The 15187-nt window shown below is 69.8% G+C and carries 15 protein-coding genes and 1 rRNA gene; 9 read left to right on the forward strand and 7 right to left on the reverse strand.

Going from position 1 to position 15187, the window contains the following annotated elements; genetic code table 11:
* Positions 1 to 60: 60 nt before the first annotated feature.
* On the forward strand, positions 61 to 2652 hold the full coding sequence (locus ACWCQS_RS11925) for an FHA domain-containing protein (protein ID WP_451004286.1): 2592 nt from the start codon (positions 61 to 63) through the stop codon (positions 2650 to 2652).
* 83 nt (positions 2653 to 2735) lie between these two features.
* Here ACWCQS_RS11925 and ACWCQS_RS11930 read toward each other — a convergent pair whose 3' ends face one another.
* The 3 genes from ACWCQS_RS11930 to ACWCQS_RS11940 form a co-directional block, all read right to left on the reverse strand.
* A complete protein-coding gene (locus tag ACWCQS_RS11930; protein WP_451004287.1) occupies positions 2736 to 3491 on the reverse strand; it encodes a transglycosylase SLT domain-containing protein in 756 nt (251 codons plus the stop codon).
* 301 nt (positions 3492 to 3792) lie between these two features.
* Positions 3793 to 4911: an S-adenosylmethionine:tRNA ribosyltransferase-isomerase gene (locus ACWCQS_RS11935; RefSeq protein ID WP_451004288.1), complete on the reverse strand. Its 1119-nt coding sequence runs from the start codon at positions 4909 to 4911 to the stop codon at positions 3793 to 3795.
* Positions 4908 to 5603: an SDR family NAD(P)-dependent oxidoreductase gene (locus tag ACWCQS_RS11940; RefSeq protein WP_451004289.1), complete on the reverse strand. Its 696-nt coding sequence runs from the start codon at positions 5601 to 5603 to the stop codon at positions 4908 to 4910. Before ACWCQS_RS11940 ends, ACWCQS_RS11935 begins: the two co-directional genes overlap by 4 nt.
* A 228-nt stretch (positions 5604 to 5831) precedes the next feature.
* Between ACWCQS_RS11940 and ACWCQS_RS11945 the strand changes: the two genes are divergently transcribed.
* From ACWCQS_RS11945 to ACWCQS_RS11955, 3 genes are all read left to right on the forward strand, one after another.
* Positions 5832 to 6977, forward strand: coding sequence for a GAF domain-containing sensor histidine kinase (locus ACWCQS_RS11945; RefSeq protein WP_451004290.1), 1146 nt, complete (start codon positions 5832 to 5834; stop codon positions 6975 to 6977).
* Positions 6970 to 7611 carry a response regulator gene (locus ACWCQS_RS11950; protein ID WP_451004291.1) on the forward strand — a complete coding sequence of 214 codons (642 nt, stop codon included), beginning with the start codon at positions 6970 to 6972 and terminating at the stop codon, positions 7609 to 7611. Before ACWCQS_RS11945 ends, ACWCQS_RS11950 begins: the two co-directional genes overlap by 8 nt.
* A 171-nt stretch (positions 7612 to 7782) precedes the next feature.
* Positions 7783 to 8028: a chaplin gene (locus tag ACWCQS_RS11955; RefSeq protein WP_388634785.1), complete on the forward strand. Its 246-nt coding sequence runs from the start codon at positions 7783 to 7785 to the stop codon at positions 8026 to 8028.
* An 86-nt stretch (positions 8029 to 8114) separates the two neighbouring features.
* On the opposite strand, the gene ACWCQS_RS11960 is transcribed toward ACWCQS_RS11955, so the two are convergent.
* Positions 8115 to 8903, reverse strand: coding sequence for a hypothetical protein (locus ACWCQS_RS11960; RefSeq protein ID WP_451004292.1), 789 nt, complete (start codon positions 8901 to 8903; stop codon positions 8115 to 8117).
* Positions 8904 to 9053: 150 nt separating this feature from the next.
* On the opposite strand from ACWCQS_RS11960, the gene ACWCQS_RS11965 reads away from it, so the two are divergent.
* The 3 genes from ACWCQS_RS11965 (at position 9054) to ACWCQS_RS11975 (ending at position 11451) form a co-directional block, all read left to right on the forward strand.
* On the forward strand, positions 9054 to 9845 hold the full coding sequence (locus ACWCQS_RS11965) for an ABC transporter ATP-binding protein (RefSeq protein ID WP_208901649.1): 792 nt from the start codon (positions 9054 to 9056) through the stop codon (positions 9843 to 9845).
* Between the two features lie 94 nt (positions 9846 to 9939).
* Positions 9940 to 10371 carry an NfeD family protein gene (locus ACWCQS_RS11970; protein ID WP_451004293.1) on the forward strand — a complete coding sequence of 144 codons (432 nt, stop codon included), beginning with the start codon at positions 9940 to 9942 and terminating at the stop codon, positions 10369 to 10371.
* Positions 10372 to 10482: 111 nt separating this feature from the next.
* A complete protein-coding gene (locus ACWCQS_RS11975) occupies positions 10483 to 11451 on the forward strand; it encodes an SPFH domain-containing protein (protein WP_451004294.1) in 969 nt (322 codons plus the stop codon).
* 115 nt (positions 11452 to 11566) lie between these two features.
* Here ACWCQS_RS11975 and ACWCQS_RS11980 read toward each other — a convergent pair whose 3' ends face one another.
* From ACWCQS_RS11980 to ACWCQS_RS11990, 3 genes are all read right to left on the reverse strand, one after another.
* Positions 11567 to 12073, reverse strand: coding sequence for an HNH endonuclease (locus ACWCQS_RS11980; protein WP_451004295.1), 507 nt, complete (start codon positions 12071 to 12073; stop codon positions 11567 to 11569).
* Positions 12074 to 12241: 168 nt separating this feature from the next.
* Positions 12242 to 12781 carry a YbhB/YbcL family Raf kinase inhibitor-like protein gene (locus ACWCQS_RS11985; RefSeq protein ID WP_451004296.1) on the reverse strand — a complete coding sequence of 180 codons (540 nt, stop codon included), beginning with the start codon at positions 12779 to 12781 and terminating at the stop codon, positions 12242 to 12244.
* A gap of 45 nt (positions 12782 to 12826) precedes the next feature.
* Entirely contained in the window at positions 12827 to 13609 is a 783-nt protein-coding gene (locus ACWCQS_RS11990) for a sporulation protein (protein WP_451004297.1), read from the reverse strand.
* A 100-nt stretch (positions 13610 to 13709) separates the two neighbouring features.
* Between ACWCQS_RS11990 and ACWCQS_RS11995 the strand changes: the two genes are divergently transcribed.
* A complete protein-coding gene (locus ACWCQS_RS11995) occupies positions 13710 to 14360 on the forward strand; it encodes a DNA-3-methyladenine glycosylase (RefSeq protein WP_451004298.1) in 651 nt (216 codons plus the stop codon).
* Positions 14361 to 14876: 516 nt separating this feature from the next.
* A 16S ribosomal RNA gene (locus tag ACWCQS_RS12000) occupies positions 14877 to 15187 on the forward strand; the annotation flags it as partial.

Raw genomic sequence — 15187 nt, forward strand, 5'->3', positions numbered from 1 at the left:
CGACATCCCTAGACTCCCCATGATGGGGGCAATTCGGGGGACAACTCAGTGGGGCATGGAGTGCCGGAACTCGTACTGGAATCAAACGGAAGGACCTGGACGTTGGACCCGTCCAGGCCCTACACCCTCGGCCGCGATCCGCAGGGTGACATCGTCTTCGACGACGCCAGGGTGTCCTGGCGACACGCCACGGTCAGCTTCAACGGCCGCAGTTGGGTCATCGAGGACCATGGCAGCACCAACGGCACGTTCGTGCAGGGCCGGCGGATCCAGCAGATGGAGATCGGGCCGGGCGCGGCGCTGCACCTCGGCAACGCGACCGACGGACCGCGGCTGAACCTGTCGGACGCCGCGGCCGGTCGGCAGCAGCCGGCGCCGTACGCCGCGCAGGGCGCCGGAGCGCCGGGCTGGGCCCAGCAGGCCCCCGCCTCGCAACAGGCCGCGCAGCCGCAGGCACCGGCCTCGCAGCCGTCCGTACCGCACCAGGCGGCCGCGGGAGCGCAGGCCCCACAGCAGGGCTGGCAGCAGCAGGCGCCCGCGTTCCCGCAGCAGCAGGCCGGGCCCGCCGACCAGTACGCGCAGAAGACGCCTGGTGGTGGCGCGGGGGCGCCGCCGGTCTACGGCGACCGCAGCCCGACCACGTTCCACCAGTTCGCCGTCGGCCGGGTGATGCGCATCGGCCGTGCCCTGGAGAACGACCTGGTCGTCTCCGACCTCCAGGTCTCCCGGCACCACGCCGAGTTCCACGCCACGCCCGACGGCCGGCTGGAGATCCGCGACCTCGGCTCGCACAACGGCACCTATGTCAACGGCCAGCCGATCCCCAAGGGCGGCTCGGTCCAACTGGGCCCGGCCGACATCGTCGGCGTCGGCCACTCCACCTTCCGGATCGTCGGCGACCGGCTCGAGGAGTTCGTCGACACCGGCGAGGTCTCCTTCTCCGCGCGCCATCTGACCGTCACGGTCGACGGTGGCAAGCAGATCCTCAAGGACGTCTCCTTCGGCGTCCCGGAGAAGTCCCTGATCGCGGTCATCGGCCCGTCCGGCTCCGGCAAGTCGACCCTGCTCAAGGCGCTCACCGGCTACCGGCCCGCCAACCAGGGCGAGGTCCTGTACGACAACCGCAACCTGTACAAGCAGTTCGCCGAGCTGCGCCAGCGCATCGGTCTGGTCCCGCAGGACGACATCCTGCACAAGGAGCTGACCGTCAAGAAGGCCCTGAAGTACGCGGCCAAGCTGCGCTTCCCGGCCGACACCACCGCCGCCGAGCGCGAGGCCCGCATCGACGAGGTGCTGCGCGAGCTCAAGCTCGACATCCACAAGGACAAGAAGGTCACCTCCCTCTCCGGTGGCCAGCGCAAGCGTGTCTCGGTGGCCCTGGAGCTGCTCACCAAGCCGTCGCTGATCTTCCTGGACGAGCCGACCTCGGGTCTCGACCCGGGCATGGACCGCGATGTCATGCAGCTGCTGCGCGGCCTCGCCGACGACGGCCGTACGGTCCTCGTGGTCACCCACTCGGTGGCCGAGCTGGCGCTGTGCGACAAGCTGCTGGTGATGGCGCCGGGCGGCGCGGTCGCCTACTTCGGCCCGCCGGAGGAGGCGCTGAACTTCTTCGGCTACGACAGCTGGGCCGACGTCTTCTCCGCCTTTGAGAACTACCGCGACTACGACTGGGCGGGCCGCTGGAAGGGCTCGCAGCACTACCAGATGTACGCCGCGGACGTGGACTCGGTCGCCCCGCAGGCCGTACACATGCCTCCGCCGCAGGCCATGAAGCCGCCCAAGCCGCAGGGCTGGGGTTCGCAGCTGATGACCCTGATCCGGCGCTATGTGTCGGTCATCGTGTCGGACAAGGGTTTCCTGGCGCTGACGGTGATCCTGCCGGCGGTGCTCGGCGCGGTCAGCCTGCTGATCGACCACAAGAGGGGCCTGCTGGTCAACGCGGCGATCAACCCGCGGACCGGCACGCACATCCCCAACGGCACCGCCACCACCGTGCTGCTGATCCTCGCGGTCGGCGCGTGCTTCGCGGGCGCCGCGAACTCCGTGCGTGAGCTGATCAAGGAACGGGTGATCTACGAGCGGGAGCGCGCGACCGGCCTGTCCCGGTCGGCGTACCTGATGTCCAAGGTGGTCGTGCTCGGCGCCGTCACGGTGCTGCAGGGCCTGATGGTCGGTGTGATCGGCTTCTCCAGCCGTGAGATCCCGGACCAGGGTGTCGTGCTCGGCGGTTCCACCCTGTTCGAGCTGTGCGTGCCGATCATGGCGCTCGGCTTCACCTCGATGATGGTCGGCCTGGTGATCTCCTCGCTGGTGAAGACCGCCGAGAAGACCATGCCGCTGCTCGTGATGTTCGCGATCATCCAGGTCGTCTTCACCGGCTGCCTCTTCACCCTGCACGGCACGCTCGGCGTCAACGAGTTCTCGTATCTGATGCCGTCGCGCTGGGCGGTGGCGGCGGCCGGTGCCACGCTGGACTTCAACAACATCGCCCCGAACGCCGACGACCCCGGCAACACCGATCCGCTGTGGAACCACACGGCCGGGGCCTGGACGCTGGACATGGTCGCGCTGATCGCGCTCGGCGTGGTCTGCGGCTTCTTCGTGGCCCGCTTCCTGCGTCGCCATGAGCCGGAGGTCATGCGCAAGTAACCGTGCCGGTACGACGGGAAGGGCGGCACCCCGCGAGGGGGTGCCGCCCTTCGGCGTCACGTGTCAGAGGTCCGCGCCAGACCTCAGTACGCGCTGTTGACGTTGTCCATCGAGCCGTACCGGTGCGCCGCGTAGTTGCAGGCGGCCGTGATGTTGGCGACCGGGTCGTAGATGTTCCACGAGGTGCCGGGCACGTGGTAGGCGCGGAAGGTCGGGTCGATGACCTGGAGCAAACCCTTGGACGGGATGCCGTTCTGGGCGTTGATGTCCCAGTTGTTGATGGCCATCGGGTTGCCCGAGGACTCGCGGATGATGTTGCGGTGCAGACCGCTGTAGGAGCCCGGGATGCCGTGCTGCCTCATGATGTCCAGCGACTGACGGATCCAGCCGTCGAGGTTGTTGGCGTACGTCTTCGCGGCGACCGGCTGCATGTCGATCCGCTGGGCGGAGCGGCTGGCGGCGTCCTGGGCGGCACGGTCCTGCGCGGCCTTCTTGGCGGCGTCGGCGGCGGCCTGCTGCGCGGCGGCCTTCTTCGCGGCCTCGGCGCGCTGCTTGGCGGCGGCGGCCTCGTCGGCGGCCTTCTTCTGCGCGGCGAGCGTGTCGAGCTTGACCGTCTCGGCGGCGAGCTGGTCGGTGACCGTGCCCTTGACGTTCTTCAGCGTCGTGCTGGTGGCGACCTGGGCGGCCGTGGCCGGGGCGCCGGTGGTGACGGTGTCGGCGCTGCTCGGGACGGCCGAGACGGCGATGGCGGCGGTGCCGAGAGCGGCGACGCCGGCGATGGCGAGCTTGTGCTGCTTGGTCAGGGCACTATGAGCACGGTTGAGGATGTTCTTGGGCATGGCTTGATGGACCTCTTCGATAGCGCGGAGGTCGCTCCTGCGTCCGCCGGGGGAATCGGCTCCTCCCACACGAACGCCGCGGGCCGGTGACCCACGGCGCTGAGCGACGGGAGTAATTCTTAGCTGGCGCAAAATTCCCTGGCAAAGATGTGACGTACGATCCTCCATAGTGGATCGCGGAACGGCAAAACGGGACAGACTGGGCCGTCTGTCCCGTTCATGCGGGGATGCTTTATCTCCTATGTCCGTTCGTACGTGATGTGGACCCTATGTGCGGGCTCACATCGGAGACGTGTGAGTCTCACCAGGAGTTGCCATCGCAATGCTCTGTGTGAGGCCCCTCCGGCGGGAGGATGAGATGCACGTCGCCGAACTCGTGCCACAGGTAGCGCCTCCGGAGCGCCTCCTCGTAGGCACGGCCGACCGCGGCCCGCCCCGCGACCGCCTCCAGCATCAGCAGATGCGAGGCCTCGGGCTCGTGCAGCCCGGTCAGCAGCCCGTCCACCACCCGCACCCCGCGCTCGGGTGTCACGACCAGATCCGTCCATCCCTCGGCCGCCCGCACCACCCCGTCCGTCCCCGCCGCCGACTCCACGGCCCGCACGGCGGTCGTACCCACGGCGATCACCCTGCCGTCGCCCGCCCGCACGGCGTTGATCAGCCGCGCCGAGGCCTCCGGCACCGAGAACCGCTCCGGATACGGCGGCTCGTGCGCCTCCGCCGACGCCACCCCCGTGTGCAGCGTGATCGGCGCGAACCGCACACTCCGGCTCACCAGCTCCGCCACCAGGGCCGCGGTGAAGGGGCGCGCCGCACTCGGCATCTCCGCACTGCCCGATCCGTCCGGCGACGGCAGCGCGAACACCGTCTGGTACGCCGACAGCGGCTGCTCCCCCTTTGTATAGGAGTAGCGAATCGGCCGCCCGTGCATGCGGAGCATCCCGAGGACGTCCACGTCCGCCCGGGCCCACCACAGCCGCTGCCCGCGCGGGCTCAGCGGCTCCTGGAGCACCAGCCGCCCCGCTCCCGGCAGCACCACCTCCGTATCCGCACGCACGCCCGTACGCGCGCGCGTGGTACCCCGCCCGTCCGGTTCCCGCAGCTCGACCGCCCACCGGCCATCGTCCCCGCGCGTGGAGAAATGCACCACCACGCGCGCGTGCCCGACCCGCCCGTCCACCGCCGCGGCCAGCGTGGGCGAGGTGTTCACCACCAGCAGGTCCCCGGCCCGCAGCAGCAGCGGCAGCTCCGGGAAGGCGTGATGCGTCACCTCTGTACCGCGCGACACCAGCAGCCGTACGGCGTCCCGGCCCAGCCCCGGACCCCGCTGCTCGGCGGGCACGCGCGCGGACAGCTCCTCCGGCACCTTTCCCCACTCTCGACCTCGCTCGAGCGGGGGGACCCCCATGCCGGTCCTCATCGCCGCTCCAGCAGCGCCGGCGCCGCGTACCTCCCGCTGGCCGGCCGCTCGTCCAGCAGCCGTAGGAACGCCGGTACGACCGTGTCCGGCGCCGGACGCGGACCGTCGTCACCGGGTACGGCCGCCGCGTACAGTTCCGTCGCCATGTCCCCGGGATCCACCGCCCACACCCGCAGGCCGGGCTCCTCCACGCCCAGCACCGCCGCCAGCTGGTCCAGGGCCGCCTTCGAGGCGCCGTAGCCGCCCCAGGTCGCGTACGCCTCGGCCGCCGCGTCCGAGCTGACCGCGACCACCGTCCCGGCCGGCGACTCCCGCAGCAGCGGCAGCGCCGCACGGACCAGGCCGAGCGCGGCGACGACGTTCACCTCCAGCGCCCGCCGCAGCCCCTCCACGGGCAGCTCGGCCAGCCGTACCAGCGGTTCCGCACCCAGCGCGCTCGCATTGCTGACCAGCAGATCGACCCCGCCCAGCCGGCGCGCGGCCGCCACCAGCGCGTCCCGGTGCCCGGCATCCGTCACATCCCCGGCCAGCGCCACCACGCGCGTGCCGGGCCCGGCGACGCTCTCCGCCGCCTCCTCGAGGGCCTCGGCGCCCCGGGCGTCCAGCACCAGATCCCAGCCTCGCGCGGCCAGCGCTGCTGCGAGCGCCCGCCCCAGGCCCTTCGAAGCCCCCGTGATGATCGCAACCGGCATGACTACCGTCCCCTCGTCGCTCACCGCCCTTCGCCGAGCGGTGACCACACCGTAGGAACGGCGCCGTCCCGGCCGCCTCGGACGCGGGCCGCAAACCGCAGGGGCCCTTCGGCGTACACCGCACGTCCGGGGCCCCGGGACCTGGGCCGGCCGCCCTAGGACCAGCGGACGGGGTCCCGCCGCCACAGGTCCGATCCGCTTGTCGGACCCCGCCGGTACCGTGAGGACATGAGTCAAGGCCCCCGGTCCGGCCTCGGCGCGGTCAGTGCCGCGCTGCTGGCCATGAGCAGGCATCTGGAGGTGCGCGACGTCCTCAAGACGATCGTCGCCTCCGCCCGCGAGCTGCTGGACGCCCAGTACGCCGCCCTCGGCGTCCCCGACGACCACGGCGGCTTCGCCCAGTTCGTCGTCGACGGCGTCAGCGACGAGCAGTGGCGTGCCATCGGCCCGCTCCCTCGCCAGCACGGCATCCTCGCCGCGATGCTGCGCGAGGCGAAGGCCGAGCGCCTCGCCGACGTGCGCAAGGACCCCCGCTTCGAGGGCTGGCCGGCCGCGCACCCGGACCTGGCCGACTTCCTCGGCCTGCCCATCCGGGACGGCGACGAGGTCATCGGCGCGCTCTTCCTCGCCAACAAGAACTGCCCCAAGCCGGAAGGAAGCTGCGGCTTCACGGAAGAGGACCAGGAACTGCTCTCCATCCTCGCCCAGCACGCCGCCATCGCCCTCACCAACGCCCGGCTCTACGAACGCAGCCGCGAACTCACCATCGCCGAGGAACGCTCCCGCCTCGCCCATGAACTGCACGACGCGGTCAGCCAGAAGCTCTTCTCCCTGCGCCTGACCGCCCAGGCCGCGGCCGCCCTCGTCGACCGCGACCCCGCCCGCGCCAAGGGCGAACTCCACCAGGTCGCCACGCTCGCCGCCGAGGCCGCCGACGAACTGCGCGCCGCCGTCGTGGAGTTGCGGCCCGCCGCCCTGGACGAGGACGGCCTCGTCGCCACCCTGCGCACCCAGACCCGGGTCCTCGACCGCGCCCACACCGCGCGCGTGACCTTCACCGGCAACGGCTTCCGCGCGCTGCCCGCCGCACAGGAGGAAGCCCTGCTCAGGGTCGCCCAGGAAGCCCTGCACAACGCACTGCGCCACTCCGGCGCCGCACACGTCGACGTGAGCGTGCAGCGGCGCGGCAGCGGAGCCGTGCTGCGCGTCACCGACGACGGCAGCGGCTTCGACCCGAAGGCCGTCCGTCGCGCCGGACGGCACCTGGGCCTGGTCTCGATGCGGGACCGCGCGAGCGGGGTCGGCGGCACGCTGACCGTGGAGTCGGTGTCCGGCAAGGGCACCACGATCGAGATGGAGGTCCCCGGTGGCTGACGCAATCAGAGTGCTGCTCGTCGACGACCACCAGGTCGTCCGCCGGGGCCTGCGCACCTTCCTGGAGGTGCAGGACGACATCGAGGTCGTCGGCGAGGCCGCCGACGGCGCCGAGGGAGTCGCCCGCGCCGAGGAACTGCGCCCGGACGTCGTCCTGATGGACGTCAAGATGCCGGGCATGGACGGCGTCGAGGCCCTGCGCCGGCTGCGCGAACTCGACAACCCCGCGCGCGTGCTCATCGTCACCAGCTTCACCGAGCAGCGCACGGTCGTACCGGCCCTGCGCGCGGGCGCCGCCGGATACGTCTACAAGGACGTGGACCCCGACGCCCTCGCCGGCGCCATCCGCTCCGTGCACGCCGGCCACATCCTGCTCCAGCCCGAGGTGGCCGGCGCCCTGCTCTCCCAGGAGGAGGCCAACTCCGGCCACAGCAGAGGCGGTTCACTCACCGACCGGGAGCGCGAGGTGCTCGGCCTGATCGCGGACGGCCGCTCCAACCGCGAGATCGCCCGCGCCCTCGTCCTGTCCGAGAAGACCGTCAAGACGCATGTCTCCAACATCCTGATGAAACTCGACCTCGCGGACCGAACCCAGGCCGCGCTGTGGGCCGTACGACACGGCGTGACCAGCTGAAACGCCATGCCCGGGGCATTGCCCCACGGCAACACGGAGGGTTCCGCTCCGGACTGGGATTCATACCGTCGTGGGAATGTCACCCGGATGGCGCATCCTCCGGCGATCTCCGCCGTTCTCCAGTGCGTGCCGCGGCGAAGCGCCGCGGTGACCGCCTAGGAGGGGTTGAAAGTGAAGAACCTGAAGAAGGCCGCGGCCGTGACGATGGTGGCCGGTGGCCTCGTGGCCGCCGGAGCGGGCATGGCCTCCGCCACGACCGGCAGCTGGGCCGGCGGCGAGGCCCACTGCTCCCCGGGCGTCGTTTCGGGCAACGTCGTCCAGGTCCCGGTGCACGTCCCGGTGAACGCGGTCGGCAACAGCGTGAGCGTCATCGGCGTGCTGAACCCGGCCTTCGGCAACCTCGGCCTCAACCACTGAGGTCCGGCCGACACCGACCACAGGCCTCCCGGTGCCCACCGGGAGGCCTGCCATGTGTGGTTCGGTGCCGGCGCCCGCACAACCCGTTACCGGCCTCCCCGCTCCCGCTCCTCCACGATCGAGTTGTACGCCGCCACCTGCGCCCGCCTCGCCGTCCGCTCGACGGGCCGCAACGCCTCCGCACGCGCCGCCATCTCGCTGGAACTGACCGCACCGCCGTGCCCGTTGCCGTACGCCAGCGACACCAGCAGCGCGACCCGCTGTGCCAGCTCCAGCACCCGTACCGCACGCGGCGGATACCCCGGCGCCAGCACCTCCCGGCCGCGCTCGGCCCGTGCCCGGTACGCGTCGATCGCCGCCTCCGCCACCGGACCCGACCCGGCGACATCCAGCTTCGACAGCACCTCGGTCGCCTCGCGCAGCGCCTCCGCCAGCTCCCGCTCGGCCTCGCCCAGCGACGGCACATCGGCGGGCGGCGCCTCCCGCACCGGCAGCACCTGCCAGATCACCTCAGCATGCACATCACCCTCCGGCCCGGCCTCGTACACCTCAGGCACCAGCCCGAACGCGGTGCCGTGGCAGACCACCGCCTCCTCGGCCTCCAGCGCCCGCGCATTGAACTCGGGCGGACCGCTCAGCCCCAGCGGATGCCCCGGCGCCGGCAGCGCGACCCGCAGCCCGGTAGCCCCCAGCGTCCGCAGCCTCCCCAGGGCCAGCGTGAGCCCGACCTGCGCGGACTCCCCGGGCAGCCCCTCCACCCGGTGCACGGTGTCCTCGCCCACGATGGCGAGCGCGGCGTCATCCGGAGAGACAAGTCCGGCCAAAAGGGCATTTCCCCAAGCGGCGAGGCGTCCTGAACGCGGTTCCGTGAGCATGCTCCCACCCTAAGGACCGGACCGATGGAATGGAGCGGGGCACTCGTGGCGTAGATTTCATAAGGGCTGCGCCCACAGGCGCGGCGGACCGAGCCACAGGCGTACGCGACAGCCGAGACCGGCCACACTGCAAGGGGAGACAACGCGCTCATGAGCGATGTTCTGGAGCTTCAGGACGTATCCGTGGTCCGCGAGGGCCGGGCTCTGGTGGACCAGGTCTCCTGGTCGGTGAAGGAGGGCGAGCGCTGGGTCATCCTCGGACCCAACGGCGCCGGCAAGACCACCCTCCTGAACGTCGCCTCCAGCTACCTCTTCCCCAGCAAGGGCACCGCGACCATCCTCGGCGACACCCTCGGCAAGGTCGACGTCTTCGAGCTGCGCCCCCGCATCGGCGTGGCCGGCATCGCCATGGCCGAGAAGCTCCCCAAGCGCCAGACCGTCCTGGAGACGGTACTGACGGCCGCGTACGGCATGACCGCCCACTGGCAGGAGGAGTACGACGAGGTCGACGAGCAGCGCGCCCGCGCATTCCTCGACCGCCTCGGCATGAGCGACTACCTCGACCGCCGCTTCGGCACCCTCTCCGAGGGCGAGCGCAAGCGCACCCTGATCGCCCGCGCCCTGATGACCGACCCCGAGCTGCTCCTGCTGGACGAGCCCGCCGCCGGCCTCGACCTCGGCGGCCGCGAGGATCTGGTCCGCCGCCTCGGCCGGCTCGCCCGCGATCCCATCGCCCCTTCGATGATCATGGTCACGCACCACGTCGAGGAGATCGCCCCCGGCTTCACCCACGTCCTGATGATCCGCCAGGGCAAGGTCCTCGCCGCCGGCCCGATCGAGCTCGAACTCAGCTCCCGCAACCTCTCCCTCTGCTTCGGCCTCCCGCTCGTCGTCGAGCAGGTCGGCGACCGCTGGACGGCTCAGGGCCTGCCCCTGTCCTGACACTTCGCCCGAGCCCTTACCGAAGCCTTCCCCAGCCCACCCCGCTCCCTTTCGCGCCCTGTCCGCCGCCCGGCCCCGGCCCTACCATGACCGTGTGAACGACATCGACGCATGGGTGTGGTGGCTCGTCGGCGCGGCGGCGCTCGGAATCCCGCTCGTGGTCACCGCCATGCCGGAGTTCGGCATGCTCGCGGTGGGAGCCGTCGCGGCCGCCGTCGCCGCGGGCCTCGGCCTGGACGCCGTGATCCAGGTCCTCGTGTTCGTCGTCGTCTCCGTCGCGCTCATCGCCGTCGTCCGCCCCATCGCGGCCCGGCACAGCAGACAACTCCCCCGACTCGCCACCGGAATCGACGCCCTGAAGGGCAAGCAGGCGGTCGTCCTGGAGCGCGTCGACGGCTCCGGCGGCCGCATCAAGCTCGCCGGGGAGATCTGGTCGGCCCGCGCCCTCGACGCCGCCCGCGCCTACGAAGTGGGCCAGGAGGTGGACGTCGTGGAGATCGAAGGGGCCACCGCCATCGTCATCTGAGGCATCATGCCCACGAGTTGGGCGATGGTCTGTCAGACTCGACCAGCAAGATCTTCTACAACCACGAGATCTGCCGAAGGCGCCGAGGCGGAGAGGGGTACGGGGAACACGATGGAACCGGTCATCATCGTCCTGGTCATTCTGGTGGTGTTGGTCTTCATCGCCCTGATCAAGACCATCCAGGTCATCCCACAGGCCAGCGCCGCCATCGTCGAGCGCTTCGGCCGCTACACACGCACCCTGAACGCGGGCCTGAACATCGTGGTCCCGTTCATCGACACCATCCGCAACCGCATCGACCTGCGTGAACAGGTCGTACCCTTCCCGCCGCAGCCGGTGATCACGCAGGACAACCTGGTGGTCAACATCGACACGGTCATCTACTACCAGGTGACCGACGCCCGCGCGGCCACCTACGAGGTCGCCAGCTACATCCAGGCCATCGAGCAGCTGACGGTCACCACACTCCGCAACATCATCGGCGGCATGGACCTCGAACGCACCCTGACCTCCCGCGAGGAGATCAACGCCGCCCTGCGCGGCGTCCTCGACGAGGCCACGGGCAAATGGGGCATCCGCGTCAACCGCGTGGAACTGAAGGCCATCGAACCGCCCACCTCCATCCAGGACTCGATGGAGAAGCAGATGCGCGCCGACCGTGACAAGCGCGCCGCGATCCTCACCGCCGAAGGTACGCGCCAGGCCGCCATCCTCACCGCCGAGGGCGAGAAGCAGTCCCAGATCCTGCGCGCCGAGGGTGAGGCCAAGGCCGCGGCCCTGCGCGCCGAGGGCGAGGCCCAGGCGGTCCGTACGGTCTTCGAGGCCATCCACGCCGGCGACCCGGACCAGAAGCTCCTGTCCTACCAGTACCTGCAGATGCTCCCGAAGATCGCCGAGGGCGACGCCAACAAGCTCTGGATCGTCCCCAGCGAGATCGGCGACGCCCTCAAGGGCCTCTCCGGCGCGATGGGCAACTTCGGCCCCCTGGGCGGCGGCGGCCAGGGCAACGGCGGAGTCAACGTCCCCGCACAGAACAACGGCCCGGGCACGGAGCGCCGGGAGAAGCCGAGCATCGACTGAGCATGTCCACGTGAACGCCGGGTTCCTCCCGCGCCCTTCAGGGGCGCGGGGAACTGCGCGAGAAACCACGAACAACCGGCGGCCGACGTACGTCACAAGCCCCTACGGCGACTGGTCAGGCAGCATCCCGAGCCAGCCAGTCCGGCAGAGCCTCAAGCTCCTCGGCGCCCAAAGCCAACAGCATCGCGTCCGCTGGAGTCGGCTCAAAAGGCTGACGCAGCAAAGCCATACCGGCCTCCTCAGGAGTCCGGTTGGCCTTCCGATGATTGTCCTCCGCACACGCGGCGACCGTATTCAGCCACGTGTCCTGGCCACCCTGCGCCCGCGGCACCACATGGTCCACGGTCGTCGCCCTGCGCCCGCAGTACGCGCACCGGTGCCGGTCCCGGACCAGCACCCCCCGCCTCGACCACGGGGCTTGTCTTCGGAAGGGCACCCGTACATACCTGCACAGCCTGATCACCCGGGGCGCGGGTATGTCCACATCGGCCCCGCGCATGCGCAGTTCGGGATGGGCCTGCTCGACGACGGCCTTGTCCTGGAGCACCAGAACGACGGCTCGATTCAACGTCACCGTCGACAGCGGCTCAAAGCTCGCGTTCAGTACCAGCGTGTCCCGCATCCAGCCCACCTCCCGTGCGCATCTGCCCACCCCCCGGCGGGCTTGGATCAACTCTGGACGGGCGCGCCGAGATGGACAACGCAATAAAAAATGCCCGCCTCCGATCACTTCCAAGACCGGAGGCGGGCAAACGTTCAATGAACGCTCGGCTGAATCCGTGCGGTGCGGTCAGCCCTGTGCGGGGTTCTCGTACTCACCGATGAGCTGGGCACGGGCGAGCGTGTGGAAGCGCAGATTGAAGCCGACGACGGCCGGAGAGACATCGGCATCCGGACCGAGCTTCTCCTGGTCCACCGCATACACCGTGAAGACGTACCGGTGCGGCCCGTCCCCGGGCGGCGGCGCGGCGCCGCCGAAGTCCTTCGTCCCGTAGTCGTTGCGCACATGCACCGCGCCCTCGGGCAGGCCCTCGAACTTGCCGCCGCCCGCACCCGCCGGCAGCTCCGTCACGGAGGCCGGGATGTCGAACAGGACCCAGTGCCAGAACCCGCTGCCGGTCGGCGCGTCAGGGTCGTAGCACGTCACGGCGAAGCTCTTGGTCTCCGCGGGGAAACCCTCCCAGCGCAGATGCGGCGAGGTGTTGCCCTCAGCGTGCACCTGGTCGCTCTTGAGCGTCGCACCCTCCTCGATGTCCGCGCTCGTGACCGTGAACGACGGCACGGGCGGATGGAAGTCATGGGGGAGCGGCCGCCGCTTGAGCTCGGTCACCTCGGTACCTCCTGATCGATGATCTGGAACCAGCAGTCCCCGAGCCTAGAACCAGTTGCGCTTGCTGCCGACCTCGGACAGCCACTGGTTCAGATAAGCCGCCCAGTCGGTCCCCATCCAGTCGTTCAGACCCACCTGGAAGGACCGGTAGGTGTCCGAACCCTCGCTGAACAGACCCGGCTTCTTGTCCATCTCCAGCACGACGTCCATCGCGTGCTCGTCGGCCACGAAGCTCAGCTCGACCTGGTTCAGGCCCCGGTACTGCGACGGCGGGTGGAACTCGATCTCCTGGTAGAAGGGCAGCGTCTGCCGCGTGCCCCGGATGTGGCCGCGCTCCATGTCCGCGTTCTTGAAGCGGAAGCCCAGCCGGATGAAGGCGTCCAGGATGGCCTTCTGCGCCGGCAACGGGTGGACGTTGATCGGGTCCAGGTCGCCGGAGTCCACGGCGCGCGCGATGGCCAGCTCGGTCGTCACGCCGATGTGCATCCCGCGCAGCGCCTGCCCGTCGATCATCGTGACCGGCGTCTCCCAGGGGATCTCCAGACCGAACGGCACCGCGTGCACCGCACCCGCCTGCAGCTCGAAGGCACCACCGAGCCGCACCTTGGTGAACTCGATGTCCTGCTTGTACTCCTGGTCGCCGCTCTCCACCTCGACCTTGGCCTGCAGACCGACCGACAGCCCCTCGATGTCCTGGTTCACGGACCCGCCCTGGATCCGCACCTCACCCTGGACGACACCGCCCGGCACCACATTGACCTCGGTCAGCACCGTCTCGACCGAGGCCCCGCCGGCCCCGAGGCTCGCGAGCAGCTTCTTGAACGCCATTGACTCTCCCTTTACGAAGGATCCTCGACCCCTACAAACGCGATCCGCCCCCGAGCGGTTCCGCCGACGCGATGTCCCGTCTGCATTACCCTCGGACGGCATGATCGCGCCCCCGGACCGTACGCCACTGCCCAGAGAGTTCTTCGACCGCCCGGTCCTGGAGGTGGCACCGGACCTCCTCGGCCGCATCCTGGTGCGTACGACCCCGGACGGCCCGATCGCCGTCCGCCTGACGGAGGTCGAGGCGTACGACGGCCCGAACGACCCCGGCTCACACGCCTACCGTGGCCGCACCGCCCGCAACGAGGTGATGTTCGGTCCCCCCGGACACGTGTACGTCTACTTCACCTACGGCATGTGGCACTGCATGAACCTCGTCTGCGGCCCCGAGGGCCGGGCGAGCGCCGTCCTGCTCCGCGCCGGTGAGGTCGTCGACGGCGTCGAGCTGGCCCGCAAACGGCGAGTTTCGGCCCGGAACGACAAGGATCTGGCCAAGGGCCCGGCCCGTTTGGCGACGGCCCTGGAAGTCGACCGCGCCCTGGACGGCACGGACGCGTGCGCCTCCGGCGAGACCCCGCTGCGGATGCTCACCGGTACGCCGACAGCCGCTGACCAGGTACGAAGCGGCCCTCGCACCGGAGTCGCCGGCGAAGGCGGGAACGGCGACATCCATCCCTGGCGTTTCTGGGTGGCGGACGACCCGACGGTGAGCCCCTATCGGGCCCACGTCCCGAGGCGGCGCCGAAGTTGACGCGCCCCATGAAGGTGCGTAATGTATCCCGAGCCGCTGAACCGGGTACGGCGATCGCCTGCAGCCGGAGCGGCCAACCCACTACTCAGCTACAACCCCTCAGCGGGGTCGATTTTGGCGCGCCCGCGTGCCCGAATTCGAACTCGCGAGACTCGATTATGAGTTGCCGAGAGAATGAGCTAACGTAGTGAATGTCGAAAGGGCCGACGGCGAAAGCCGAAAACCCCGAAGACATCCCGCCGACAGGGAATCGGATCGAGAAAAGGTCTGATAGAGTCGGAAACACCGAAGGGAAGCGCCCGGAGGAAAGCCCGAGAGGGTGAGTACAAAGGAAGCGACCGTTCCTTGAGAACTCAACAGCGTGCCAAAAATCAACGCCAGATTAGTTGATACCCCGTCTCCAGCATCTGCTGGGACGAGGTTCCTTTGAAAAACACAGCGAGGACGCTGTGAACCGCCGGACTATTCCTCCGGTGGTTCCGCTCTCGTGGTGTTCAACCGGATTACCGGTAAACATTCACGGAGAGTTTGATCCTGGCTCAGGACGAACGCTGGCGGCGTGCTTAACACATGCAAGTCGAACGATGAACCACTTCGGTGGGGATTAGTGGCGAACGGGTGAGTAACACGTGGGCAATCTGCCCTTCACTCTGGGACAAGCCCTGGAAACGGGGTCTAATACCGGATATCACTCCCGCAGGCATCTGTGGGAGTTGAAAGCTCCGGCGGTGAAGGATGAGCCCGCGGCCTATCAGCTTGTTGGTGAGGTAACGGCTCACCAAGGCGACGACGGGTAGCCGGCCTGAGAGGGCGACCGGCCACACTGG

Source organism: Streptomyces sp. NPDC002076, from assembly GCF_053593835.1.